Raw genomic sequence first — 24,054 nt, 5'->3', positions numbered from 1 at the left:
GTCTTGCCATCCCTGGGCTAAGACTTAGGTCAGCAAGAGACCGCCAGGGAGAAAGACCATGACCGCCAGCATCGTCGGATGGGCGCATACGCCGTTCGGCAAGTTCGACACCGAGACCGTGGAAAGCCTCGTGGTGAAGGTCGCCAATGAGGCGCTGGCGGATGCCGGCATTTCGGCTGGCGATGTCGACGAGATCGTGCTCGGCCATTTCAACGCCGGCTTCTCGCCCCAGGATTTTACCGCCTCGCTGGTGCTCCAGGCCGACCCGAAGCTGCGCTTCAAGCCGGCGACCCGGGTCGAGAACGCCTGCGCCACCGGCTCCGCCGCCGTCCATCAGGGCGTGCGCGCGATCGCGGCCGGCGCGGCCAGGATTGTCCTCGTCGTCGGGGTCGAACAGATGACGCGCACGCCGGGGCCGGAGATCGGCAAGAACCTGCTTAAGGCGTCCTATCTGCCTGAGGACGGCGACACCGTCGGCGGCTTCGCCGGCGTGTTCGGCAAGATCGCCAGCTCCTATTTCCAGAAATACGGCGACCAGTCCGATGCACTGGCGCTGATCGCGGCCAAGAACCACAAGAACGGCGTCGCCAATCCCTTCGCCCAGATGCGCAAGGACTTTGGCTTCGAGTTCTGCCGCGCCGAGAGCGAGAAGAACCCCTACGTTGCCGGCCCCCTGAAGCGCACCGACTGCTCGCTGGTCTCAGACGGTGCCGCTGCCCTGGTGCTGGCCGACGCGGAAACCGCCAAGGGCATGAGCAAGTCGATCGGCTTCCGCGCCACCGCGCACGCCCAGGATTTCCTGCCAATGTCCAAGCGCGACATCCTCCAGTTCGAGGGCTGCACGGTCGCCTGGCAGCGCGCGCTGGAGAAGGCGGGCGTTACACTTTCCGATCTCTCCTTCGTCGAGACCCATGACTGCTTCACCGTCGCCGAACTGATCGAGTACGAAGCGATGGGCCTGACGCCGAGGGGGCAGGGCGCCCGTGCCATCAAGGAAGGCTGGACGCTCAAGGACGGCAAGCTGCCGGTCAATCCGTCCGGCGGCCTGAAGGCCAAGGGCCATCCGATCGGCGCCACCGGCGTCTCCATGCACGTGATGACCGCGATGCAGCTCGCCGGGCAAGCGCCGGAGGGCATGCAGCTCAAGAATGCAAAGCTCGGCGGCATCTTCAACATGGGCGGTGCGGCGGTTGCCAACTACGTCTCCGTGCTGGAGCCGTTGAAGTAAGCCCCGATCTCGTAGGGTGCGCAAAGGCGCGCAAGCGCCGTGCCCACCATCTTGTTTGCGCTAGATCATGGTGGGCACGCTTCGCTTTGCCCACCCTACGGCACTGATTGATTCGCGGGACATGCATTATGAGCAATGACTACGAAGATTCGCTGTCGATGGACGCACTCAACGATCGCATCGCGATTCTCGAGGACAATATCCGCCAGCTCATCGAGCAGGCCGCGGCCGCATCGGGTGAGCAGAACGAGTCGCGGATCGCGGACCGCATCAACCAGCAGAATGAGGAGCTCGACCGTCTCCTCAAGATTCGCGAATCCCGTCAGAAGAAATAGCGGCCCTTCGTCGCCGGCGCATGCGGCCATACGCCGGCCGCCCTTGCGCACGCGACGCCGCTGCCGTTAGCTGGACCGAAATCGCAGGGCTCATCTGAGCCCGCGCAATCGGGAGCGAACGATGGGACCGCTGAAGGGCATCAAGGTCGTCGACATGACCACCGTGCTGATGGGTCCCTATGCGACCCAGATGCTCGGCGACTACGGCGCAGACGTCATCAAGGTGGAATCTCTGGACGGCGACGTCACCCGCCTGATCGGTCCGATGCGGCACGCCGGCATGGGCCCGGTGTTCCTCAACACCAACCGCAGCAAGCGCTCGATCTGCCTCGACCTGAAGAAGCCCGCCGGCCGCGAGGCCGTGCTGCGCTTGCTGAAAGATGCCGACGTTCTCGTCTACAACGTCCGCCCGCAGGCGATGGCGCGGCTTCAACTGGGCTATGACGTTGTTGCCAAGATCAATCCGCGTCTGGTCTATGCCGGCGTGTTCGGCTTCGGCCAGGCCGGGCCGTATGCTGCAAAACCCGCCTATGACGATCTGATCCAGGGCGCCACCGCGCTGCCGGCTCTGATGGCGCAGACCGGTGACGGCGTGCCGCGCTATGTGCCGAACGCACTGGTCGATCGTATCGTCGGCCTCACCGCCGTCGGCGCGATCTGCGCCAGCCTCGTGCACCGCGACCTCACCGGACGCGGTCAGCGCGTCGATATTGATGTTCGAGACCATGGCCGGCTTCGTCATGGGCGACCACATGGGCGGGCTCACCTACGAGCCCCCGCTGGACAAAGGCGGTTACGCCCGCCATCTCTCGCGCGACCGCCGGCCCTACAAGACGTCGGACGGCTATCTCAGCGTCATCGTCTACAACGACAAGCAGTGGGAGAACTTCTTCAAGGCGACGGGACGCGACGATCTGCGGGCCGACGCGATGTTCGCGACATTCGCCGGCCGCGCCGCCAATATCGACCTGGTCTATGCCGAGCTCGCGCGCATCTTCGAGACGCGTTCCACAACGGAATGGATCGACCTGCTCACCAAGGCCGACGTGCCTGTGATGCCGATGCACGACCTCGCCTCGATGCTGCACGATGAGCATCTGGAGGCGACCGGCTTTTTCCCAGTGGTGAACCATCCAACTGAAGGGCCGATCCGGAGTATGAGGGTGACGGCGACCTGGTCGGAGACCGAAGCCGAACCGGTGCGGCTCGCGCCGCAGCTGAACGAGCACGGCGCGGAAATCCTCCGTGAGGTCGGCTACTCCGCGGATGAGATCGACGCCATGGTCCGCGATGGCGTCACCCGTTCGCCGCCCCGTAATGACGATGCACAGGTGCGTCCGTGAGCTTCATCACCGGCGTCGGCCTCACGCCTTTCGGCAAGCACGAAGGCTCGTCCTCGCTCGACCTGATGAGCAATGCCGCGCAGGCCGCGCTCGACGACGCCGGGCTCGAGCGCGCCGACATCGACGGCATCCTCTGTGGCTACTCCACCGTCTCGCCGCACATCATGCTGGCGACCGTCTTTGCCGAGCATTTCGGCATCCGTCCCAGTTACGCCCACGCCGTCCAGGTCGGGGGCGCGACCGGCCTCGCGATGACCATGCTGGCGCATCACCTCGTCGAGGCTGCAGTCGCCCGCAACGTGCTCGTGGTCGCCGGTGAGAACCGTCTCACCGGGCAGAGCCGCGATGCCTCGATCCAGGCGTTGGCGCAGGTCGGTCATCCCGACTACGAGGTGCCGCTCGGCCCGACCATTCCCGCCTACTACGGTCTGGTCGCCAACAGATACATGCACGAATACGGCGTGACGGAAGAAGACCTCGCCGAATTCGCCGTGCTGATGCGCGCCCACGCCTGCACCCATCCCGGTGCGCAATTCCGCGATTCCATCACTGTTGGCGACGTCATGGCCTCGAAGCCGGTGGCGATGCCGCTGAAGCTGCTCGATTGCTGCCCGGTGTCCGACGGCGGCGCCGCCTTCGTCATCAGCCGCGAGCGGACCGGAGAGGCCGGCGTGCGCATTCGCGGCTGTGCCCAGGCTCATACCCATCAGCACGTCACTGCAGCGCCCGCCCTGAGCGAACTCGGCGCCGAGATCTCCGTCGCCCGCGCCAGGGAGGCGACCGGCCTCGCGATTTCCCACGTGCGCTACGCGGCGATCTACGACAGCTTTACGATCACGCTCGCGATGCTGCTGGAAGACCTTGGCCTTGCTGGCCGGGGCGAGGCAGCCGCACGCGTGCGCGCCGGCCATTTCAGCCGCGACGGCGCGATGCCGCTGAACACCCATGGTGGCCTGCTCAGCTACGGTCATTGCGGCGTCGGTGGCGCCATGGCGCATCTTGTCGAAACGCATCTGCAGATGACGGGGCGAGCGGCGAATCGTCAGGTGCGCGACGCCTCGATCGCGCTGCTGCACGGCGACGGCGGCGTGCTGTCGTCTCACGTCAGCATGTTCCTGGAGCGGGTGCGATGAGCGAGCGTCTAGCCGACTGGACCAAGGGCGAACAGGCCGTCATTTATCAGACCTGCACCGCATGCGGCCATGTGCAGTATTTTCGTCGCGCCTTCTGCGCGGCCTGCGGCGCGTCCGATTCGCGCGAGCAGCGCGCCAGCGGCAAGGGCAGGGTCTACGCGACGTCGCTGGTCTGCCGCGCCGCCACGCCCGAGACGCGCGCGCACGTGCCTTACAACATCCTGCTGGTCGATTGCGCCGAGGGTTTTCGCATGATGGCACATGGTGAGAATGATCTCGCCATCGGCGATGAGGTCAGCGCGAGCTTCAAACGGTTCGCCGGCAAGCTGGTGCCGTTCTTCGCCAAAGACGGATAGTGAAATTGGATGTAGCCCTGATTGCGCTGCGCTCCATCTGGGCTACTGCAGCAACGCAAGCGGTGGGATCCGTCATTCGGGGGCGGTCCTGAGAGACCGAGCCTGGAACGGGAATTCTGGGCCTGGCCTGTGCGAGGGCCACCCCGGAATGACGAAAGCACTCACCCAACTCTTAACTAGCGCCCGTAGAACAGGATGCTGGCGATGACGAGCATCGCCATCACCGCCAGCATATGCGCGAACGCTTCCGAGGCCGCCCCCTTGGTGGCTTCCTTCATGCCGTATTCTCCCTAGACTTGGGCGTGACTCATCGATGCGCGGTTAGCGCCCAACGGCCAATTGTTTTTACTCGGAACACCCCTTGCGAGTATCCGCCGCGATCAAGTCCCCACGCGGCGAATATCGACTGTACCAAGGTCGTTCAGCAATGCGGCGGCATTTTGACTCGATGTTGTTGCTCCTGCGGACGCGCAAGAATACAGTTTCGTGGAACTTTCGCCGCTAACGACAAAAAGCATCAAAGGCTTAGGGAAAAACTTCAGGAAAATCATGGCCCGTATCAACTACAGCGACCCATCCCAAGCATCCGACCGCACCCGCGAAATCCTCGACAAGAATCGCAATGCCAACATCTTCCGCATGATGTCGCATTCGCCGAGCTACTTTGAGCAATACTGCCGCCTCGGCGGTGCCATCCGCCACAAGGGCGAACTCGATCCGATCGTGCGCGAGCTCGCGATCACTCGCACTGGCATCCTGTGCGAGGCGCCGTATGAGATCGTCGCGCACAAGCGTATCGGCAAGAATGTCGGCGTCACCGACGAGCAGAATGAGGCGCTCGAGAACTGGCTGACCGCGAGCTGTTTCGACGAGACGCAACGCGCCGCGCTCGCGTTCACCGACGAGATCGTGAAGCTGAACAAGCCGACGGATGCGATCTTCAAGGCGATCGCGGCGAAGTTGACGCCAGCCGCGCTCGTCGAGCTGCAGCTCTCGGTCGGATTCTACATCATGACGTCAAAGTTTCTGGAGACCTTTGAGATCGACCTTCAGCCGGTCACCGAAGTGGTAGGCTGATCGAGCAATTGCTGTGAGGGACGCTCATGACGATCGATGAATATGCCGCCTGGGCTGCAACGATTGCGAAAGTCGATGAGCGTCCGTCCAACGAACGGCTGTCCTATCTCGGGCTCGGCCTCGCCGGCGAATCCGGCGAAGTCGCCGACCACATCAAGAAGCTGCTCCGCGATGACTGGCTCGACCAGGCGGGCCTCGTCGAAGAGCTGGGTGATGTCATCTATTACTGGGCATGCCTGTGCGTGGCGACCGGCCAGCAGCCATCCGAGCTGCTCAAGACCAGTGCCGCAAAGATCAAGCGGCGGATCAGCGAGGCGGCGAGCCGCTAGGCCGCTCAGGTCGACGTCAGGATATCCACCCTGGCGTTGGCGACGATCAGGCGGTCGGCGAGAAGCTGCGCAAGATTGCGCATGATGCGTTCGCTGGCGTGCGGGTGCTGCTTGCGGAAGCGTTCGAACGCTTTCAGAGGCGCCTCGAACGCGGTCGCCGCCATATCCGCGAACACGTCGGCGGAGCGAGTGGTCTCGATCAGCGCCATCTCGCCGAACGCCATGCCGGCGGTGAGTGTTGCGAGCCGTACTCCGTCGGGCAGGGTGACATGCACCGCGCCGCTGCGCAGGAAGAAAAGGGAATCGGCTGCGGCGCCCGTGGTGAGGATTTTCGCGCCAGACTGATAGGTCCGGATCGTGCAGATCGAGGCGAGGTCGGTCAGCTCTTCCTCGCTCATGCCGGCCAGCAGCGGCTGCTCGGCAAGTTCGGTGGTCTCGTGGAAATCGATCGAGCCTCCGTACCGATAGATGATCTGGTCTTCGGCCCATTCGATCGCGGTGTCGAGCAAATAGAAGTCGCGGACGTTCTTGAGCTCGGCGGTCCATTCCCGCAGGCTGTCCCATTCCTTGGAGGCACGCCTGACGCCTGACAGCACGACGGTCACATTCAGCACCGCGAGTTCCTCGAACGCCTCGGCCACCAACCGCGCTCCGGCGCGTGTGGTGGAGGTGACGCGGTGGAGATCGCAGATCACGAATTGCGGCCGCGGCCGCCCCGCAAGCCGGCGCGAGACATAGTCGACCGCCGACAGCGACAGCGTGCCGACCAGCTCGATGATCCGCACCTCCTGCTCGTGGGCTGCGAGAATATCGCGCTCCTGCGGGCGGCGCACGCGCCGCGACGGACTCTTGCCGATGTCGTAATCGGCGATGACGGCGTTGCGCGCGTCGTCGCTCCGGTTGAGCATGTGCAAATCGTAATGCGAGGACAGCGCCTCGCACACCTTGATGCCGCGCACGCTGTTGCCGTGCTTGTCGAGTCTTGGCGAATAGCTGCCGAGCCCGAGGCGAGCGGGGAGGGCGGCGAGAATTCCGCCGCCGACGCCACTCTTGGCGGGGATGCCGATCCGGTAGATCCATTCGCCGGCATAGTCGTACATGCCCGACGACGTCATCACCGAGAGCGTGCGCGAGATCGCGTAAGGCGTCAGCACCTGCTCGCCGGTAACCGGGTTGACGCCGCGGTTGGCGAGCGTTGCCGCCATCACCGCGATGTCGCGCGCGGTGACCAGTACCGCGCATTGCCGGAAATAGACGTCGAGCACGGCGGCGACATCGTCCGAGATCACCGCATTGGTCTTGAGGAGATAGCCGATGGCGCGATTGCGGTCGCCGGTCTGGCTTTCGGAAGCGTAGACGGCCTCGTCGACGGCGAGGTCGCGGCCGGCAAAACGACCGAGCGCGAGGCGAATGTGCTCGAAAGCGTCCCGACCCTTGCTGTCGTGGATCAGCCCGGTGCAGGCGATCGCGCCGGCATTGACCATCGGGTTGAACGGATGGTTGTCCGAGTTGAGCCGGATCGAGTTGAAAGGATCGCCGGAGGGCTCGACGCCGATCGCGCTCTCGACCCTGCTTGCGCCGAGCAGGTCCAGCGCCAGTGCGAACACGAACGGCTTTGACATCGACTGGATGGTGAAGGGTACCCTGGAGTCGCCGACCTCGTAGACATGACCGTCCAGGGTCGCGAGGCTGATGCCGAAACAAGCAGGATCGGCCTTGCCGAGCTCGGGAATGTAGTCGGCGACCGCGCCCGAGGTCTCCGCCGAGAATTCGTTGAGGCAATTGTCCAGAAACCGCAGCAATGGCGGCTTCGAGCGGGTCCAGGCGGTGGCGAGTGGCGAAAGCGGTTTCATCGCCTCTCTTTGTGCAACGCAATCAGGGCACGCGCAACCCGTCCGGCACCATGGTCTGCCGCCGGACCAGCAGCAAGGCGAGCAAAACCGTGGGGACGAGGATGGCGAGGCCGAGCAGCGTCACCTGCATTTGCGATAGCGGCATGATGCCGCCGCCGGGGGTGGCCACCACGAACCCGCCGATCACCAGCAGCACGCGGATCGGCCATTCCAGCGCACCGGCGCCGCGGAGATCGCCGACGAAGGGCTGGTAGCCTTGGATGCCCCCGCAGATGAACAGCGTGCCGAACGCCGCAAGCGCCATCAAACCGAGGCCGGCCAAATAGGGGCTCGGCCCCTGCAGCACCAGCGCGGGATTGAGCACGAAGAAGAACGGGATGAAATAGATGATGCTGCCGACCCACATCGATTCCCAGCCCGTCTTCATCGCCGGCGAGCCGGCAATACCTGCCGCCGCGAACGAGGCGATCGCAACTGGCGGGGTGATCGACGACAACATGCCCCAGTAGAAGATGAACATGTGCACGGCCATCTTGTTTAGCCCGAGCTTCTCCAGCGCCGGTGCGACCAGGATGGCGAGGAAGATGTAACAGGCCGTCGTGGTCAACCCGAGGCCGAGGATCAGGCTGGTGAGGGCGCACATGCCGAGCAGCAGGAACGGATTGTCACCGGCAATGCGCAGCAGGTCGTTGGCGAGGCTCGACACCACGCCTGTCATTGAGAAGGCGCCGATCAGCAGGCCGCAGCCGGCGAGGATGCCGACGAGCTCGACGAAGGTGCGGCCGTTGACCTCGAGGAATTTGCCGATGGTCGCCACAGTCCAGCGCGTGTCCTTCGAGAACAGCTGGTTGAGGACCAGAAGCAGGGCGGTAGCGTAGAATGGCGCATGGCTCTCGCGCTTGAAGTAGAGCAGCATCACGATCAGCAGCGCGATCACGAAGACGTAGTACCAGCCGTCCCGGATCGTATCCATGACCCGCGGCAGCTCCGCGCGCGGAATGCCCTTCAGCCCGTGTCGTGCGGCATAGGAATCGACCTGCATGAACAGGCCGATGTAATAGAGCGCGGCCGGAATGATGGCGGCGATCGCGACATCGGCGTAGCTGACATTGAGGAATTGCGCGATCACGAAGGCGGTTGCACCCATCACCGGCGGAGCCAGCACCGCGCCGGTCGAGGCACAAGCCTCGATCGCGCCGGCATAAGATGCGCGAAAGCCGCTCTTCTTCATCACCGGAATGGTCATGGTGCCGGCGGTGAGCACGTTGGAGATGATCGAGCCCGACATCATGCCGAGCAGGCCGCTAGCGAAGATGCAGACCTTTGCCGCGCCGCCGCGGAAGGTGCCGCACAGCGCGAAGGCGAGATTGATGAAGAACTTTCCGGCGCCGGTCATCATCAGCGCGGTGCCAAACACCAGAAAGCCGATCACGGTGTCGGCAAACGCCTGGATGGGAATGCCGAGCAGGCTTTCGCCCGACAGCACGTGATAGGCGGTCGCTTGCTCCAGCGTCGACTGCGTGCCGCGGAACGGCCCGAGCCAGCTGGATTCTGCGAACAGCGGATAGACGGTGAAGGGGAGCACGCTCAGTAGCAGGCTCCAGCCGCCGGTCCGGCGCAGCGCCTCCATCAGCATCACCCACATCACGAGACCCGCGGCTGTCACGCTGTTCGGCGCGCCGCCGAATTCCCAGCCGGCCTCCGCGGCCTTGCGCACGTTCGACATCAACACAAGCGCTGCGGCAAAAGTCACGACGAAGCAGAGAAGATCATACCAGGGAATGCGGTCGAGCGGCGCGCGTGCGGTTCCCGGGAAGATCAGGAACGTGAACGGTAGCATCAGCGCGATCAGGAGATAGAAGTACTCCGTGTTGAGCTGGGTGTAGCCGACGAAGAAGCGCAGCGAGAATTGCTGGTTGATGCAGAGCAGGACGGTCGCGGCGGTCGCGACGACGAGCATCCAGCGCCACGCGCCGGGCAAGCTTCGGACGCGCGTGACCTCCGCTTCCTGCATGTTGCCGGCGGCGCCATGCGGATCGTCGAACACGATCCGCTTGGCCTCGTCCTGCGCGGCGGTGGAGACTGAAGCAGACGACATGATCGACCCCGCGCGTGGGCAATAAACGCTGAGAACTAATCCTCGAACCCGTTCGGCATGTCGGCCTTCGCAAGGGCTGTGGCACGCGCCTTCATCCAGCCGTCGAGGAACGCCTTGTCATCCGCAGGCGGGTTGGACTTTCCGTAGTCGGTCCACGCTGCGCCAAGCACCTCCTGGCGCTTGATCAGTCTGTTGTTGTGCACGTCCTGCGCGTCGCTCCATCGCCCGGCTTCCTTCAGCGCCTTCACCGCGCCGGGATGCACCGGCACCACCCAGTTCTTGGTCTGGCGATCGGCCGCAAGCCCGCCGGCGCCGGGCGCGGCGTCCTTGTAGGAATCGTAGTTCACGATCATGGCTTTGGTGATCGCATAGACCTGGTCGGGGGCTTGCGAGGCGTAGGCGACGAAAATCGGGTAGGGGTAGTTGCCGAGCTCGATCGGTTTGTCCGGCGAGATGCCGGCGCCGCAGGTCGCGGTCTGCGGAAAGAAGAACGAGCCGACCTTCTGCATCCGCGCCCAGCCTTCCTTGTCCTTGGCGGGCAGCGGCGGCCAGATCAGGCCCCGCGGCGAGGTCTCGGCTTCCTTGGCGGGGCCAGTGATGGTGGTGCCGAAGGCCGCGTCGGTGTCGTTGTTGATCAGGCCCTTCCACATCGCGCCGTAGCTTGCGAACTCGACGACTCTGACGTCCTTCTGCGTCAGGCCGGCGAAGGCGAGCACCGCGAGCGAGTTCTGGTTCAGCGCCGGCGAGCCGACGACGAATCCGACGCGCTTGCCCTTGAGATCCTTCAGCTCCTTCACGCCTGTATCCGCAGCGACGCCGAGCGTGCCGCAATTGCAGTCGACGGATGAGAGCAGGATCTGGAGCGGTTGCGGGCCCCACTCCCTGGAGCCGAACTCGAACACGCCTTCCTGTGCGAAATAGGTCCCCGATCCCATCGCCGCGGAGACCGCACGCTTGGCGCGCAGCGGCGCCAGACGCGCGACGTCGTTGCCTGCGGGGAGCACGCGCACATCGGTCGAGTATTTGTCCTTCATCATCTTGCCGACGCCGACCGCGATGTTGAAGCCGGCGGTGCCGGTGTCATAGGCGGTGAACGTCAATGTCGCCGGTAGCTTGATGTCTTCGGCGGCTGCATAGCGTGTAGACGCAAAAGAAAGGCCCGCCACCAAGGCAGGCGCGAGCATGATCAGCCCACGAAGCATGTTTCCCTCCAATGATCCTCGCGTTTTGCCGCGACGATTTTCTTTCTTTGTTTGAAACAAGTTTTGTTTGAAACGGATCATGTCATCGCGATCAGGCGATGGCAACGCCGTACCGCGAACGCAGCAATGAGGCTGACAGATTGATAATACAGTCAGCTCGCGATGATCGCGATCGCCTGTCCCTCGGCAACGACGTCGTCGATCTTCACCAGGATAGATGTGATCTCGCCGCTCGCAGGAGAAAGCACAGGTATCTCCATCTTCATCGCTTCGACCAGCACAATCTCATCACCATCCGCAACGGTTCCTCCAACTTGCACGGGAGTTGAGCAGATGCGACCCGCCATCTCCGTGACGATCTTAATCTCTGGCATGCCATCGCCTTCTTCTTGTGGTCGCAAAATGCCTGAGGTAGTTTCTTCTGCAAGCGGAATTTAATTCCGCACAGCGGAACAAGCGGTAGGGATCATGGGACGACGTTCAGAGCGGTTGAGTAGACAAGGTGCGCTCGCCGGCGATGCCGGTGAGGGTGATGTCATCCAAGTGGTGTCGCGCGCGTTCGACGTGTTACGATGCTTCGAGGGCCACGATAGCAGGCTCGGCAATCTCGAAATTTCAAACCGCTGCGGCCTGCCGCGCTCGACCGTGTCGCGGCTCACGCACACGCTGACGCGAATGGGTCAGCTGGTCTATCTGCCGCGCGATCAGAAATATCGCATCGGGCCGAGCGCGGTGGCGATGAGCGCCTCGATGATGAAGGGCGCGCAGCTGCGCAGCATGATTCGCCAGCGGCTCCAGGAAGTCGCCGAGCAACTGCCCGGCACGGTTGGTTTCGTGGTGCCCGATCGCTTCCATCTGGTCTATCTCCAGTTTGCGCGCTCGGCCTCGGCACTCGGCCTGCACGAGGGCACCGGCAGCCGCATCTCGATGGCCTCCACTGCTGCGGGCGCAGCCTACACCGCGGCATTGGCGCCCGAGGTCGGCGATGCCTTCATCGCAGACATGGAGCGGGAAGCTCCCGAGGCTGCGAAAATCCTGCGGCCCCGCATCGAGGCCAATCGGCAGTCGCTGCATGAGCGCGGCTATGTCGTGGCCTGCGGCTTGTGGAGCCCGCACATCAACGGGCTCGCGGTGCCGATCTGGTCGCCGCAGTATCAGACGTTTGTGGTGATCACGATCGGTCTTCTGTCGTCGATGTATGACGAGCAGCGTCTGCATGCCGAAGTCGCCCCGTTGATGGTCGCGCTCGGCCGCTCGCTCGGCAGCCTGATGGACGGCGCGGAGGGCGACGTATTCAACGCCCGCATCCCGCGCAAACCGGTCGCCATGGCCGTGCACAACAATAACAAGCCGATCAATTCGGAGGGAGTGAATGAACTGGAAGTCGGAACTCGACGAGCTCGCCCGGCGCGAAGCCTTCGCGCGGGAGATGGGCGGCGTTGACAAGGTCAAGCGTCAGCATGACCAGGGCCGACTGACTGTTCGGGAACGTATCGACAGACTGACCGACAAAGGCAGCTTTCACGAAATCGGTGCCGTCTCCGGCGTCGGCGAGTACGATTCCAGCGGCGAGTTGCAGAAATTGACGCCGGCGAACTGCGTGTTCGGCCGTGCCCGCGTCGAAGGCCGCACCGTCGTCGTGGTCGGCGACGATTTCACCGTGCGCGGCGGCTCGGCGGACGCGTCCATCTCCGCAAAACCGCTGATGGCGGAGGAGATGGCGCATGATCTCCGCCTGCCCATCGTCCGCATCATCGAAGGCTCGGGCGGCGGCGGCTCGGTCAAGACCATCGAGACCAAGGGCGCGGCGAACCTGCCGGGTGGTATCGGCGGCACACGCTGGTATCGCTTCACCACCGAAAACTTGTCGCGCGTGCCCGTGGTCGCGCTCGGCCTCGGCTCGGTCGCAGGGCTCGGTGCCGCGCGTCTTGCCGCCAGCCACTATTCCATCATGACCCGGAAGTCCGCGATGTTCGTCGCAGGCCCGCCGGTGGTGAAGGCGCTGGGGCAGGATCTCTCGAAGGAAGAGCTCGGCGGCGCCGACATCCAGACCCGCGCCGGCGCGGTCGATCATGCCGTCGACACCGAGGAGGAGGCCTTTGCCTGCGCGCGGCGATTCCTGTCCTATCTGCCGTCGTCGGTTGACGGGCTGCCGCCGACCTTGCCCTGCACCGACAATCCGGAGCGCACCGAAGAGGCGCTGATGAGCGCGGTGCCACGCAACCGCAAGCAGGTCTACAAGATACGGCCGATCGTCGAACAGGTCGTGGACAAGGGCTCGTTCTTCGAGGTCGCCAAGAATTTCGGCAAGCCGATCATCGTCGGCCTCGCGCGGCTCGAGGGCAGGGCGGTGATGGTGCTTGCCAGCGACAGCTTTCACTATGGCGGCTCCTGGACGGCGGACGCCTGCCAGAAAGTGGTGCGCTGGGTCGACTTCGCAGAGACCTTCCATTTGCCGATCGTCTATCTCATGGACTGCCCCGGCTTCATGATCGGGCTCGATGCGGAGAAGGCGGGCACCATCCGCCATGGCGTTCGCGCCATGGCCGCGGTCAACCAGACCACGGTGCCCTGGTGCACGGTGATCCTGCGCAATGCCTTCGGCGTCGCCGGCGTGGTGCATCAGCCCGCCGACCGCTTCTCGATCCGCTACGCCTGGCCGTCGGCCTATTGGGGCTCGCTCCCGCTCGAAGGCGGCATCGAAGCCGCCTACCGTGCGGACATCGACGCGGCTGAGGACAAGGCGGAGAAACTGAAAGAGATCGAGGACCGCCTCAACAAGCTGCGCTCGCCGTTCCGCTCCGCCGAAAAATTCTGGGTGGAGGAGATCATCGATCCCAGGAAGACGCGGTCGCTGCTGTGCGAGTTTGCGCGGCTGGCGGAGCCATTGCGAAAGCCGGGGCCGCCGGGGAATTTTTCGATCAGGCCGTAGTTTCAGCCGTCACTGCGAGCCGCTGATGCCGACCTCTGCCCAATGCCAGTTGAGCAAAATTGATCTATCGCAACGCCACGCGTCCGATTGTCTGCAAGCGTCTCGTTTGAAACGAGGGAGAGACGTCATGACAAATGCGGGTAACGCGCTGCTTTGGACGGCCATATTTTTCTGTCTGTCGTTTGCTTCAATTTTTGTAGTCTGGTTTGCCGAGCGGTTGCGCGCGGGCTTCGTGAGGAAGCCGTAAAGCTTCCCAGGTTCGGTAGCTCGTCAACTGCTGACCCGACGATGGGTGCCTGCCGATAGGGCGCCTTCGATGTTGCCGCTGTCTGTGCTCCGCTTTGCCGCGGCAGTGATGACGTGACCTCAAAACAATTACGCGCTACGCTTCCCGGGCAAGAACAAGAGGAAGCGCCAATCGTGTACGACTTCATTATCGTGGGCGGCGGCTCGGCGGGGTCCGTGCTGGCCCACCGGCTCTCCGCGAGGAGCGCCAACAAGGTCCTGCTCTGCGAGGCTGGACAGGACACACCGCCCGGCGACGAGCCGGCCGAGATCAGGGACAGCTATCCGGGTACGGCCTATTTCGACCCGCGCTTCCACTGGACCGAGCTCAAGGTCACGACCCAGATCGTCAGCCATAACAATCCGAACGAAGGACGTCCGCCCTTACGCAAATACGAGCAGGCTCGCGTGCTTGGCGGCGGCTCCTCGATCAACGGCCAGATGGCCAACCGCGGCGCGCCGACCGACTACGACGAATGGGACGCGCGCGGCGCTGCGGGGTGGAGCTGGAACGATGTGCTGCCCTTCTTCAAGAAGGTCGAGCGCGACCTCGATTTCGACGGTCCCTACCACGGCAAGGACGGCCGCATTCCGGTCCGCCGAATTCCCAGGGAGCACTGGACGCGGCATTCGCAGGCGTTCGCGCAAGCCTTCCAGCAGGCCGGACATCAGTTCCTGCCGGACCAGAATGGCGAGTTCGTCGACGGGTTTTTCCCGGTGACGCACTCCAACCAGGCCGAGCAACGCGTCTCGGCCGCCATGGGCTATCTCGATCGTGATACGCGCAAGCGCGCCAATCTGACGATCTCCACCAACACGCAGGTCAGAGAGCTGCTGTTCGAAGGCACGCGATGCGTCGGTGTGAAGGCCGTGGTCGACGGACGGGAGCAGGAATTCCGCGGCCGCGAGATCATTCTCTCCAGCGGCGCCATCCATTCGCCGGCGCATCTGTTGCGCGCCGGCATCGGCCCGGTCGGTCACCTCAAGGATATGGGTATTCCCGTGCTGATGGGGTTGCAAGGCGTCGGCCAGCGCCTGATGGATCATCCCTCGATCTCGCTGTCGTCCTTTGTCCGCCGCGGAGCGCGGATGAACGAGCACACCAGGCGCCACATGCAGCTTGGCCTGCGTTATTCGTCCGGGCTCGAAGGCGTGCCGAAAGGCGACATGTTCGTCGTCCTGCTCAGCAAATCAGCCTGGCACGCCGTCGGTGAGCAGATCGGATCGCTGCTGACGTTCGTCAACAAGACCTATTCCGAGACAGGACAGGTCAAGCTTGCCTCGCGCGACCCGGCAGCCGAGCCGATCGTCGAGTTCAACCTGTTGTCCGACCGGCGCGACCTCGATCGCCTGATGAGCGGTTTCCGCAAGATGGCGGCCGTGCAGATGAGCGACGTCGTCAGGGCCGTGACGGACAAGCCATTCCCGGCCTCCTATACCGACCGCGTACGCAAGATCGGCGTGGTCAACACTAGGAACCGGATACTGACAAAAATCGCCGCGGCCCTGATGGACGGGCCGGCGGCGCTGCGCCACTACATGATCGACAATTTCGTGGTCGAGGGCTTCACCTTCGACGACGTCATCAACGACGACGAGGCGCTGGAAGCCTTCGTGCGCAAGGCGACCATCGGCGTGTGGCACGCCTCCTGCTCGTGCCGCATGGGCCGGGCCGACGATCCGATGGCGGTCGTCGATCCAGAGGGCCGCGTCAAAGGCGTGCAGGGCCTGCGCGTCGTCGACGCCTCGATCTTCCCGGTGGTGCCGTGTGCCAACACCAATTTTCCGGTCCTGATGTCGGCGGAGAAGATCGCGGCCGCGATCATGCAGTGAGCCGGGGCGGTTTGCACCGTCCGCCGGGAAGCATGTCAATGAGCCCTTGCACGCTGAAATGATGCAGCCAAAACTGTTCCGCTGGGACAGGCTGAGGCCCATGCGCCCGCTTGCGGAACCGGGAACCGGCCTCGGGCGTTTCTTTGCCAAATCTCGCCTTTCGGCTTGGAACCGGGGCGCTAGGCTGCGCGGTCCGTGTCGGGCCTGAGCGCGTCTTTTTGGCGACAGACCTTAAGGGGGTTCAATGATCGATTCTTCGAGCGGGGCGCAAACCAGCGACCCCGAAGACTTGCCCAGGATTTCGACCGGCAGCGACGGTCTGGACGACATCCTCTGTGGCGGGCTCGATCCCAATCGCATGTACCTCTACGAGGGTCGGCCCGGCTCGGGCAAGACCACGATGGCGCTTCAATTCCTTCTCGAGGGCGTCCGCTGCGGTGAACGCGTGCTCTATATCTCCTTGTCGGAAACCAAACGTGAGCTGACGCTGGTTGCGCAGCGGCACGGCTGGTCGCTGCAAGGTGTCGACATCTTCGAACTGGTTCCGCCGGAGACGACGCTGGATCCCGAGCGGGAGCTCACCGTCTTCCATCCCGCTGAAATGGAGCTGAGCGAAACGACGGGCCTAATATTCAAGGAAGTCGAACGGATCAATCCCGCGCGCGTGGTGCTGGACAGCCTGTCCGAGCTGCGCCTCCTCGCGCAGAACCCGCTGCGGTACCGGCGCCAGGTCCTGGCCTTGAAGCACTTCTTCACCAACCGCAATTGCACGGTCATCCTCCTCGACGACCTCTCGTCCTCCCAGGACGATTTACAACTCCATTCGATCGCGCATGGCGTGGTGATGCTCGAACAGCTCGCCATTGATTATGGAGCAGAGCGCCGGCGGATGCGCGTCATCAAGATGCGCGGCATTCGATTTCGCGGCGGCTTCCACGATTTCACCATTGAAGCAGGAGGTGTGCGGATATTCCCCCGGCTGGTCGCGGGGGAACATCACGCATCGTTCATCGGTGAGTTGACGCCGAGCGGCAATGCGCAACTCGACCAGCTCCTGGGAGGAGGGCTCGAGCGCGGCACCAGTGCGCTTCTTTTGGGCGCCGCCGGTGTCGGCAAGTCGTCTCTCGCGCTGACCTATGCGATCGCGGCGGCAGCCCGTGGTGAGCATGCGGTGTTCTTTGCCTTCGATGAAGGTCGCGGCACGGTGGAAGCCCGGGCTCGGACGCTTGGCCTGCCCCTTGAAACGCACCTGCAATCGGGACTCATCCGCTTTCAACAGATCGATCCCGCCGAGATGTCCCCCGGGGAATTCGCCGCGAATGTACGAAAGAGCGTCGAAAAGGATAACGCCCGGATTGTCATCATCGACAGTCTGAACGGTTACCTCAACGCGATGCCGGATGAGCGATTCCTCATCCTTCAGATGCATGAGCTCCTGAGCTATCTCGGGCAGAAAGGCGTGCTGACCGTCCTGATCCTCGCTCAACATGGGCTGGTCGGTCCGATGGAAACGGCTCTCGATATCAGCTATTTGAGTGATGCGGTGCTCATGCTGCGCTATTTTGAGGTCGGCGGAACGGTGCGGCGTGCCCTCTCCGTCGTGAAGAAGCGCAGCGGCAATCATGAAAACTCAATCCGCGAGTTTCGTCTTGGCCGCGCTGGCATCACGCTAGGTCCTCCGCTGAGCGAGTTCAGCGGCATTTTCTCCGGAAATCCGCGTTATACGGGCACGGAGATGCCGGAGGGGCCGGCGGAATGAGCGCGGACCGCGATCATTGCGTTCTCGTGTTTGCTCCGATCGGCCGTGATGGGGCGGCATCGGTCGAGCTTTTCCGCAATTCGAATCTCGTCGCAATCAATTGTCGTGGTCTGCCTGAACTGGTCAGCGAGATGTCGGCGGGAGTGGGCGCGGTCCTTCTCGCCGAGGAGGGCTTGTTCGGGAAGGATACCCAGCCGCTGGCACATTGGATCGAGCGGCAGCCGCCCTGGTCTGACCTGCCCTTTGTCATTCTCACCAGCCACCGGGAGCAGCCGGCGGTGGTTGCCTGGCGCCGCAGCATCGTCGAGACACTCCGCAACGTTTCGCTGCTTGAACGTCCGGTTCAGCCGATCACGCTGACGAGCGCAATTCAATCCGCAATGCGGGCCCGCCGGCGGCAATATGAAATTCGAACCTTGCTGCAGGCGCGCGAGCGGACGGCCCAGGAGCTCGAGAAGCTCGTGGTCGAGCGCACCCGTGCTCTCGAGGAGGCCAACAAGCATCTGCGGGCCGAAATGGAAGAGCGCGCCCGGGTCGAGGAGACCCTTCGTCAAGCCCAGAAGATCGAAGCCATCGGACAATTGACCGGCGGAGTAGCTCACGACTTCAATAATCTGCTGATGGTGATCTCCGGTGGATTGGACATGCTCGATCGGCAGACAGATCCTGATCGGCGGCGTCGTCTGTTGCAGGGAATGGTTCAGGCGGCGCAGCGCGGTGCCGGCCTGACCCGGCAGCTTCTGGCTTTTTCACGGCGGCAGAAGCTCCGGCCCGAGGCCGTCGACATCGCATCGCAGATCGGCGGCATGCGCGAACTGCTCGATCGGAGCCTGAGAGGCGACGTTCACGTCGAGTTCGATTTTCCGGATGGTCTTTGGCCGGTGGAGGTCGATCCGGGAGAGCTCGAACTGGTCATTCTCAACCTGGCGGTCAACGCCCGCGATGCGATGCCGAACGGCGGCACGATCGTTGTTCGTGGCGAGAACCTGGCCGGCTTCGACGAGGATGAAATTTCGGGCGATTACGTCCGCCTGTCCGTGGTCGACAGGGGTGTCGGGATGAGCCCCGAGATCCTGGCGCGGGTCTTCGAACCGTTCTTCACGACCAAGGATGTCGGGAAAGGCTCGGGCCTGGGGCTTGCGCAGGTGCACGGATTTGCGACGCAGTCACGCGGGATGGTTCGAATAAAATCGATCGTCGACGAGGGCACCAGCATCGAGCTCTATTTGCCGCGATCCAGGAATATTCCTTCGGGTGAACGGCATCTCATCGACCTGAACAGGGCGCGTCCCAAGAAGGCTAATCATGGCCGGGTTCTCCTCGTCGAAGACGACGACGAGGTCGCCGCGCTGGTCAGCGAAATGCTTGCGCAACTCGGTTACCAGGTCACGCGCGCAGCCAGTGCTGCGGCGGCCCTCGGTGCCCTAGCGGACGGCCGCTCCGTCGATCTGGTGTTTTCCGATATCATGATGCCGGGCGGCATGAACGGTGTCGAACTCGCGTCCGAGATAAAGAGGAGGCGAAGCGACATCCCGGTCCTGCTGACGAGCGGATACGCCGAAGCCGCGGTTCACGACGCCGAAATGGCCGGGATCCGGATCCTGTCGAAGCCCTACCACATCGACGAGCTCGCCGCAGCGCTCAGTGCTGCAAAATCGGACTTTGCGATAGCCACAGGAGCGGGTTTGGCGACGACTCGGGGCTGACCACGCGCGCAACAATTACTGCCCGGGTTTATGGCTCGAGGGGCGCCCTGGGCGTTTGCGCGCTCGGCCGGTCGACGCCCGTCGCTGGGCGGCGTGCTCAGTTGCGACGACACGCATTCGTTCTCTGCGAGTAGTCCATCTCTGCCGCTACGTCTGGGCTATGAGGACTGCAGAAATCGGCCCGCAAATGAAGCCACTTTCGGCCGCTTTTTAGCCCATTTCAGCCAAACTGTTATTGGTTTCTCATTGCCGGGGCAGGGATCTTCAATTTGGAGCCCTGCAATGTTCAAGGCGGTTCTTTCTGCGTGTCTCTTGGTTGCCCTCAGCTCCGTCGCTTCCGAAGCACGGACTTATCGCATTCATCAAGTACCTGAATGCAACGTCACGATGCCCTGCGACTTCTCGTATGCGCAAACGCGCCGTGAGCGGACTTCCCGGTCCCCACTGAATCCCAGGTCCTCGCTACAAGCCTATCGCGCGACGCAATTGACAGCGACCGACGCGGGCGGCGCCCCGACGACGAGCATCTCCGGCACCCGCATCGTAGGCAGTCGTCCGGCAGGGTGTCCTTCATCCTTCTGCGGCTGCGGCGCGGCTCTGCGCGTGTTCGGCCGTATCGTGCCGGAATTGAATCTTGCGGCCAATTGGCTGCGCTTCCCGCGGACATCACCCGCACCGGGAATGGTCGCAGCGCGACGTGGACATGTGTTCGTCCTCGAGCAGCACCTGGAAGGGGACACCTGGATGGCGTACGACGCCAACTCGGGCGGACACGCGACGCGAATGCATGCGCGTTCATTGCGTGGCTATACGATCGTCAACCCGCGCGGTGGTTCCGTCGCCTGAGAGGCCAGCCGACATAATTGCGACGCATGAACATCCGCAAGGCGTCTGTCGACGGCTACGGCAGGTTCGCCTTGCTGATTTTTCGATCTGCGACGGCTGGTCGCGTTTTATTTCAGGTACGTCTTCCGCAATCGAGCGGCATCCCGAACCCGAACGACCCGCCTCGTGTCGGGCGGATCGGTGACGCCGCACTCTACGGCGTCACCGGCACCATCAGATACTAAGCCATCGCGGCTTGCGGCTTTGGCTTCGGTTGTCGCGACAACGTCAGCACGATCAGCGCGGCGAACACGCAGAGCGCGCCGGCGATGAAGAAGGCGGGCAGGTAGCTCTGATAGACCGTCCGCGAGAAACCGGCGCCGAAGGCGGCGGTGCCCGCGCCGAGCTGGTGGCCGGCAAAGATCCAGCCGAACACCAGATTGGCGCGCTCGGGTCCGAATTTCTGCGCGGTGAGGCGCACCGTGGGCGGCACGGTTGCGATCCAGTCGAGCCCGTAGAACATCGCGAAAATCGAGAGCCCATAGAACGAGAAATCGCTGAAGGGGAGGAAGATCAGCGAGAGCCCGCGCAGGCCGTAATACCAGAACAGCAAATAGCGGTTGTCGTAGCGGTCCGACAGCCAGCCAGACATGATGGTGCCGAAGAAGTCGAAGATGCCCATGGCTGCCAGCAAGCCCGCGGCCTGCACCTGCGGGATGCCGAAATCGAGGCACATCGGAATCAGATGCACCTGCACGAGGCCATTGGTGGATGCGCCGCAGACGAAGAACGTCGCAAACAGGACCCAGAACGCGCTGCTCTTGGAGGCGTCGCGCAGCGTGCCGAGTGCCACGCCGGTGATCGAGCCATGGCTGACGGGCGGGGCGGGCAGGGGTGTGGTGCCTTCGTCGCCGAACGGGCGCAGGCCCAAATCGCTCGGACGGTCGCGCATCGCGAGCAGGACCGCGAGGGCGGAAACACCAAGCGCGATGCAGACGAAGCCGAGCGCAAGCCGCCAGCCGAAACGTTCGGTGAGGCTTGCCAGCAGCGGCAGGAACACGAGCTGGCCGGTGGCGACGCTCGCGGTCATGATGCCGACGACGAGGCCGCGCCGCGCTGCGAACCAGCGCGTCGCGATGGTGGCGCCCAGCACCAGCGCAGTCATGCCGGTGCCGATCCCGATCACGACGCCCCACAGCGCGACGAGCTGCCAGACCTCTGTCATGCCGAGCGAGAGCACCAGCGCCGAGACCACGATGAGCTGCGCGGTCAGCGTGACGTTGCGCAGGCCGTAGCGGTTGAGCAGGGCTGCCGCAAACGGCGCCATCAGCCCGAACAGGATGAAGCGGATTGACAGCGCGGAGGAGATCTCCGCCGTGCTCCAGCCGAATTCCTTCTGAAGCGGAACGATGAACACGCCGGGCGCGCCGACCGTGCCGGCGCTGATCAGCGCGGTGAGGAAGGTCACGCCGACCATCACCCAGCCATAGTGGATATTGCGGCGGCCGAGTGTTGCCGCGAGCCAGTTCGAGATCATTGGGCCTCAATCTTGAGTAGGCAGGATTTGAAACACCTGCGCAAGTTTGCAGAATGACACGAGACGCGTCTGTCTGAAATGACGGAGTTCCCTCATTTCCGGACTTTCACCTCAGTGCGTCAAGCGTTCCACCGCGATCGCTGTGGCTTCGCCGCCGCCGATGCAGAGCGCCGCGACACCGCGCTTGAGGTTTCGCGCCTCGAGCGCATGCAGCAGCGTCACGATCAGCCGTGCGCCGGTGGCACCGATGGGATGGCCGAGCGCGCACGCGCCGCCGTTGATGTTGAGCTTCTCGCGGGGAATGCCGAGATCGCGCTGCGCCGCCATCGCCACCACGGCGAAGGCTTCGTTGATCTCGAACAGGTCGACGTCGTCGGCGCTCCAGCCGACTTTGTCCAAGAGCTTGCGGATCGCCGGGATCGGGGCCGTGGTGAACCATTGCGGCTCCTGGCTGTGGGTGGCGTGGCCCTTGATCACGGCGAGAGCCGGCAGGCCGTTGCGATCGGCGAGTGAGCGCTTCGTCAGCACCAGCGCAGCGGCGCCGTCGGCGTTGGCGGAGGAGGCCGCCGGCGTGATGGTGCCGTTGGCGCGGAACGCCGGCTTCAGCCCGGGGATCTTTGCGGGATCGACCTTGAGCGGATGCTCGTCATTGGCAACGATGCGGGGGCCTGCCCTCTCGCTCAGCGTGATCGGCGCGATCTCGGCCTTGAACGCGCCGCCCTCGACCGCCTTGCGCGCGCGGCTCAACGTTTCCATCGCATAGGCGTCCTGGTCCTTGCGGGTGAACTGATAGGCTTCGGCGGTGGCCTCGCCGAAATCGCCCATGGAGCGGCCGGTCTCGTAGGCGTCTTCAAGGCCGTCCATCATCATGTGGTCGATGATGCGGTCGTGGCCGGCGCGATAGCCGCCACGCGCCTTGGCGAGCAGATACGGCGCGTTGCTCATGCTCTCCATGCCGCCGGAGACGACGATCTCGGCCGAGCCGGCGCGAATGATGTCGTGCGCCAGCATGGTCGCTTTCATGCCGGAGCCGCAGACTTTGTTCACAGTGGTCGCCCCTGTGGCGTCGGCCAGGCCGGCCGCACGCGCAGCCTGGCGCGCCGGTGCCTGGCCCTGGCCCGCGGGAAGGACGCAGCCCATGAAGACCTCGTCGACCTTCTCCGGCGCAAGCTTGGCACGCTCGAGTGCCGCGCCGATCACGTGCGAACCGAGCTTGTGTGCGGGAAGCGGCGACAGTTCGCCCATGAAGCGCCCGAGCGGGCTACGGACGGCGGAGACGATGACGACGGGATCGGCGGCCTCGGCCATGGGGGAGACTCCCTACGATGTCGGACATATAAGATTATGACCATCATATGATGCGGCGCAAAAAATGCAACTGCGTCCGGCATGAGAAAATCTTGTGGTTCGCATGAGATTTGGTCGTGCGAACGGAAAAGGTTGAGAGCGCCTACCGCTTCCGATTCACAAACGCGCCCATCAGCCGCGTCGGCTCGTCCGTCAGGAACGACTCGCCGAACACCTTCACGCTCAAATTCACCGACTCCGTCAGCGGCAGTTCCTCCCATTGCCGCAGCAGTGCTTTCTGCGAGCGCAGCGCCTCGGGGCCGCATTCGAGCAGCGCCTGCACAAGGTGCTCGACCTCGGCATCGAGCCCGCCTTCCGGCGCGACCTTGTCGACCAGCCCCCAGGCCAGCGCCGTCGACGCGTCGATGTTCTCAGCGGTCATCACCAGCCAGCGCGCGCGGGCCCAGCCGATCAGACGCGGCAGCAGCGCGGCATGGATCACTGAGGGAATGCCGACGCGCACCTCCGGCATGCCGAAATGCGCATCATGGGCTGCAATCCGGAAGTCGCAGGCGGCAGCGACTTCGAGCCCGCCGCCGAGGCACCAGCCGGGCATGCGCGCGATCATGGGAGCCGGGAAGGCGCGCACGGCCTCGCAGAGGTCGCGCAGGCGGCTGATGAAGGCTTCGGCGGACTTCTGGTCGAGCCTGGCCATCTCCTTGATGTCGGCGCCACCGATCATGCTCTTCTCGCTCTGGCCGCGCAGCACCACAACCCGGATGCTGCGGTCGGACGAGAGCTGCTGCAAGCCTTCGCGAACCGCATCGGTGACGGGCGAGCCCAAAATGTTCAGCGAGCCGGCATTGCAGATCGCGACATGAACGACGCCGCGCGCATCGCGCGTCACGCCGCAGTGGTGGTTGAGCATTTCCATGA

Annotated in this window: 21 protein-coding genes and 1 pseudogene; 14 read left to right on the top strand and 8 right to left on the bottom strand. The window is 63.8% G+C overall.

What is annotated here, in order from left to right; translation table 11 throughout:
- Window positions 1-58 precede the first annotated feature (58 nt).
- The 5 genes and pseudogenes from IVB40_RS21230 to IVB40_RS21210 all read left to right on the top strand — a co-directional run bounded on the left by IVB40_RS21230 (window position 59) and on the right by IVB40_RS21210 (window position 4,395).
- Window positions 59-1,228 (top strand): acetyl-CoA acetyltransferase, encoded by a 1,170-nt coding sequence (locus tag IVB40_RS21230; protein WP_027569542.1) that lies wholly within the window; start codon window positions 59-61, stop codon window positions 1,226-1,228.
- A gap of 128 nt (window positions 1,229-1,356) precedes the next feature.
- Window positions 1,357-1,563, top strand: a complete 207-nt coding sequence (locus IVB40_RS21225; protein WP_027517389.1) for a hypothetical protein — start codon at window positions 1,357-1,359, stop codon at window positions 1,561-1,563.
- A 121-nt stretch (window positions 1,564-1,684) separates the two neighbouring features.
- A pseudogene (locus IVB40_RS21220) lies at window positions 1,685-2,906 on the top strand (CoA transferase).
- Complete coding sequence (locus IVB40_RS21215) at window positions 2,903-4,039, top strand: thiolase family protein (protein WP_247816192.1); 1,137 nt, start codon at window positions 2,903-2,905, stop codon at window positions 4,037-4,039. Before IVB40_RS21220 ends, IVB40_RS21215 begins: the two are co-directional and overlap by 4 nt.
- Window positions 4,036-4,395, top strand: a complete 360-nt coding sequence (locus IVB40_RS21210) for an OB-fold domain-containing protein (protein WP_247286567.1) — start codon at window positions 4,036-4,038, stop codon at window positions 4,393-4,395. Before IVB40_RS21215 ends, IVB40_RS21210 begins: the two co-directional genes overlap by 4 nt.
- Before the next feature lie 380 nt (window positions 4,396-4,775).
- Here the strand turns inward: IVB40_RS21210 and IVB40_RS21205 are convergent, their stop codons facing one another.
- A complete protein-coding gene (locus tag IVB40_RS21205; protein ID WP_247286566.1) occupies window positions 4,776-4,946 on the bottom strand; it encodes a hypothetical protein in 171 nt (56 codons plus the stop codon).
- On the opposite strand from IVB40_RS21205, the gene IVB40_RS21200 reads away from it, so the two are divergent.
- Complete coding sequence (locus IVB40_RS21200) at window positions 4,945-5,472, top strand: carboxymuconolactone decarboxylase family protein (protein WP_247286564.1); 528 nt, start codon at window positions 4,945-4,947, stop codon at window positions 5,470-5,472. The genes IVB40_RS21205 and IVB40_RS21200 overlap by 2 nt on opposite strands.
- A gap of 26 nt (window positions 5,473-5,498) precedes the next feature.
- Entirely contained in the window at window positions 5,499-5,801 is a 303-nt protein-coding gene (locus tag IVB40_RS21195; RefSeq protein WP_026233761.1) for a nucleoside triphosphate pyrophosphohydrolase family protein, read from the top strand.
- 5 nt (window positions 5,802-5,806) lie between these two features.
- Here the strand turns inward: IVB40_RS21195 and glsA are convergent, their stop codons facing one another.
- The 4 genes from glsA to IVB40_RS21175 all read right to left on the bottom strand — a co-directional run bounded on the left by glsA (window position 5,807) and on the right by IVB40_RS21175 (window position 11,328).
- Window positions 5,807-7,654, bottom strand: a complete 1,848-nt coding sequence (gene glsA, locus IVB40_RS21190; RefSeq protein WP_247816191.1) for a glutaminase A — start codon at window positions 7,652-7,654, stop codon at window positions 5,807-5,809.
- 22 nt (window positions 7,655-7,676) lie between these two features.
- Window positions 7,677-9,752 (bottom strand): TRAP transporter permease, encoded by a 2,076-nt coding sequence (locus IVB40_RS21185; RefSeq protein WP_247816190.1) that lies wholly within the window; start codon window positions 9,750-9,752, stop codon window positions 7,677-7,679.
- A gap of 35 nt (window positions 9,753-9,787) precedes the next feature.
- Window positions 9,788-10,954, bottom strand: a complete 1,167-nt coding sequence (locus tag IVB40_RS21180) for a TAXI family TRAP transporter solute-binding subunit (protein WP_247816189.1) — start codon at window positions 10,952-10,954, stop codon at window positions 9,788-9,790.
- A 152-nt stretch (window positions 10,955-11,106) separates the two neighbouring features.
- Window positions 11,107-11,328, bottom strand: coding sequence for an acetyl-CoA carboxylase biotin carboxyl carrier protein subunit (locus tag IVB40_RS21175; RefSeq protein WP_247816188.1), 222 nt, complete (start codon window positions 11,326-11,328; stop codon window positions 11,107-11,109).
- Between the two features lie 94 nt (window positions 11,329-11,422).
- Here IVB40_RS21175 and IVB40_RS21170 point away from each other — a divergent pair, with 94 nt between their 5' ends.
- The 7 genes from IVB40_RS21170 (at window position 11,423) to IVB40_RS21140 (ending at window position 20,539) form a co-directional block, all read left to right on the top strand.
- Window positions 11,423-12,397, top strand: a complete 975-nt coding sequence (locus tag IVB40_RS21170; protein WP_247286556.1) for a helix-turn-helix domain-containing protein — start codon at window positions 11,423-11,425, stop codon at window positions 12,395-12,397.
- Complete coding sequence (locus tag IVB40_RS21165) at window positions 12,327-13,886, top strand: carboxyl transferase domain-containing protein (protein ID WP_247433903.1); 1,560 nt, start codon at window positions 12,327-12,329, stop codon at window positions 13,884-13,886. Before IVB40_RS21170 ends, IVB40_RS21165 begins: the two co-directional genes overlap by 71 nt.
- A 420-nt stretch (window positions 13,887-14,306) precedes the next feature.
- Complete coding sequence (locus tag IVB40_RS21160) at window positions 14,307-16,004, top strand: GMC oxidoreductase (RefSeq protein WP_247816187.1); 1,698 nt, start codon at window positions 14,307-14,309, stop codon at window positions 16,002-16,004.
- 244 nt (window positions 16,005-16,248) lie between these two features.
- On the top strand, window positions 16,249-17,763 hold the full coding sequence (locus IVB40_RS21155) for an ATPase domain-containing protein (RefSeq protein ID WP_247360494.1): 1,515 nt from the start codon (window positions 16,249-16,251) through the stop codon (window positions 17,761-17,763).
- Window positions 17,760-19,469, top strand: coding sequence for a response regulator (locus IVB40_RS21150; RefSeq protein ID WP_247286552.1), 1,710 nt, complete (start codon window positions 17,760-17,762; stop codon window positions 19,467-19,469). The genes IVB40_RS21155 and IVB40_RS21150 overlap by 4 nt, the downstream gene beginning before the upstream one ends.
- Window positions 19,470-19,751: 282 nt before the next feature.
- The gene (locus tag IVB40_RS21145; protein ID WP_247816186.1) at window positions 19,752-20,315 is read left to right on the top strand and encodes a hypothetical protein; all 564 of its coding nucleotides are present in this window, start codon (window positions 19,752-19,754) and stop codon (window positions 20,313-20,315) included.
- 26 nt (window positions 20,316-20,341) lie between these two features.
- On the top strand, window positions 20,342-20,539 hold the full coding sequence (locus IVB40_RS21140) for a hypothetical protein (RefSeq protein ID WP_247360495.1): 198 nt from the start codon (window positions 20,342-20,344) through the stop codon (window positions 20,537-20,539).
- Here IVB40_RS21140 and IVB40_RS21135 read toward each other — a convergent pair.
- The 3 genes from IVB40_RS21135 to IVB40_RS21125 all read right to left on the bottom strand — a co-directional run bounded on the left by IVB40_RS21135 (window position 20,536) and on the right by IVB40_RS21125 (window position 24,052).
- Window positions 20,536-21,831 carry an MFS transporter gene (locus IVB40_RS21135; protein WP_027569559.1) on the bottom strand — a complete coding sequence of 432 codons (1,296 nt, stop codon included), beginning with the start codon at window positions 21,829-21,831 and terminating at the stop codon, window positions 20,536-20,538. The two genes, IVB40_RS21140 and IVB40_RS21135, sit on opposite strands and share 4 nt — an antisense overlap.
- Window positions 21,832-21,942: 111 nt before the next feature.
- Window positions 21,943-23,139 carry an acetyl-CoA C-acyltransferase gene (locus IVB40_RS21130; protein ID WP_247816185.1) on the bottom strand — a complete coding sequence of 399 codons (1,197 nt, stop codon included), beginning with the start codon at window positions 23,137-23,139 and terminating at the stop codon, window positions 21,943-21,945.
- Window positions 23,140-23,281: 142 nt separating this feature from the next.
- Entirely contained in the window at window positions 23,282-24,052 is a 771-nt protein-coding gene (locus tag IVB40_RS21125; RefSeq protein WP_247360497.1) for an enoyl-CoA hydratase, read from the bottom strand.
- Window positions 24,053-24,054: the final 2 nt, after the last annotated feature.

The organism is Bradyrhizobium sp. 40 (assembly GCF_023100925.1).
In the GTDB taxonomy this organism is placed as follows: Bacteria; Pseudomonadota; Alphaproteobacteria; order Rhizobiales; family Xanthobacteraceae; genus Bradyrhizobium.
Note: the sequence above shows the minus strand (reverse complement) of the source record. Positions and strands in the feature narration are given on the sequence as shown.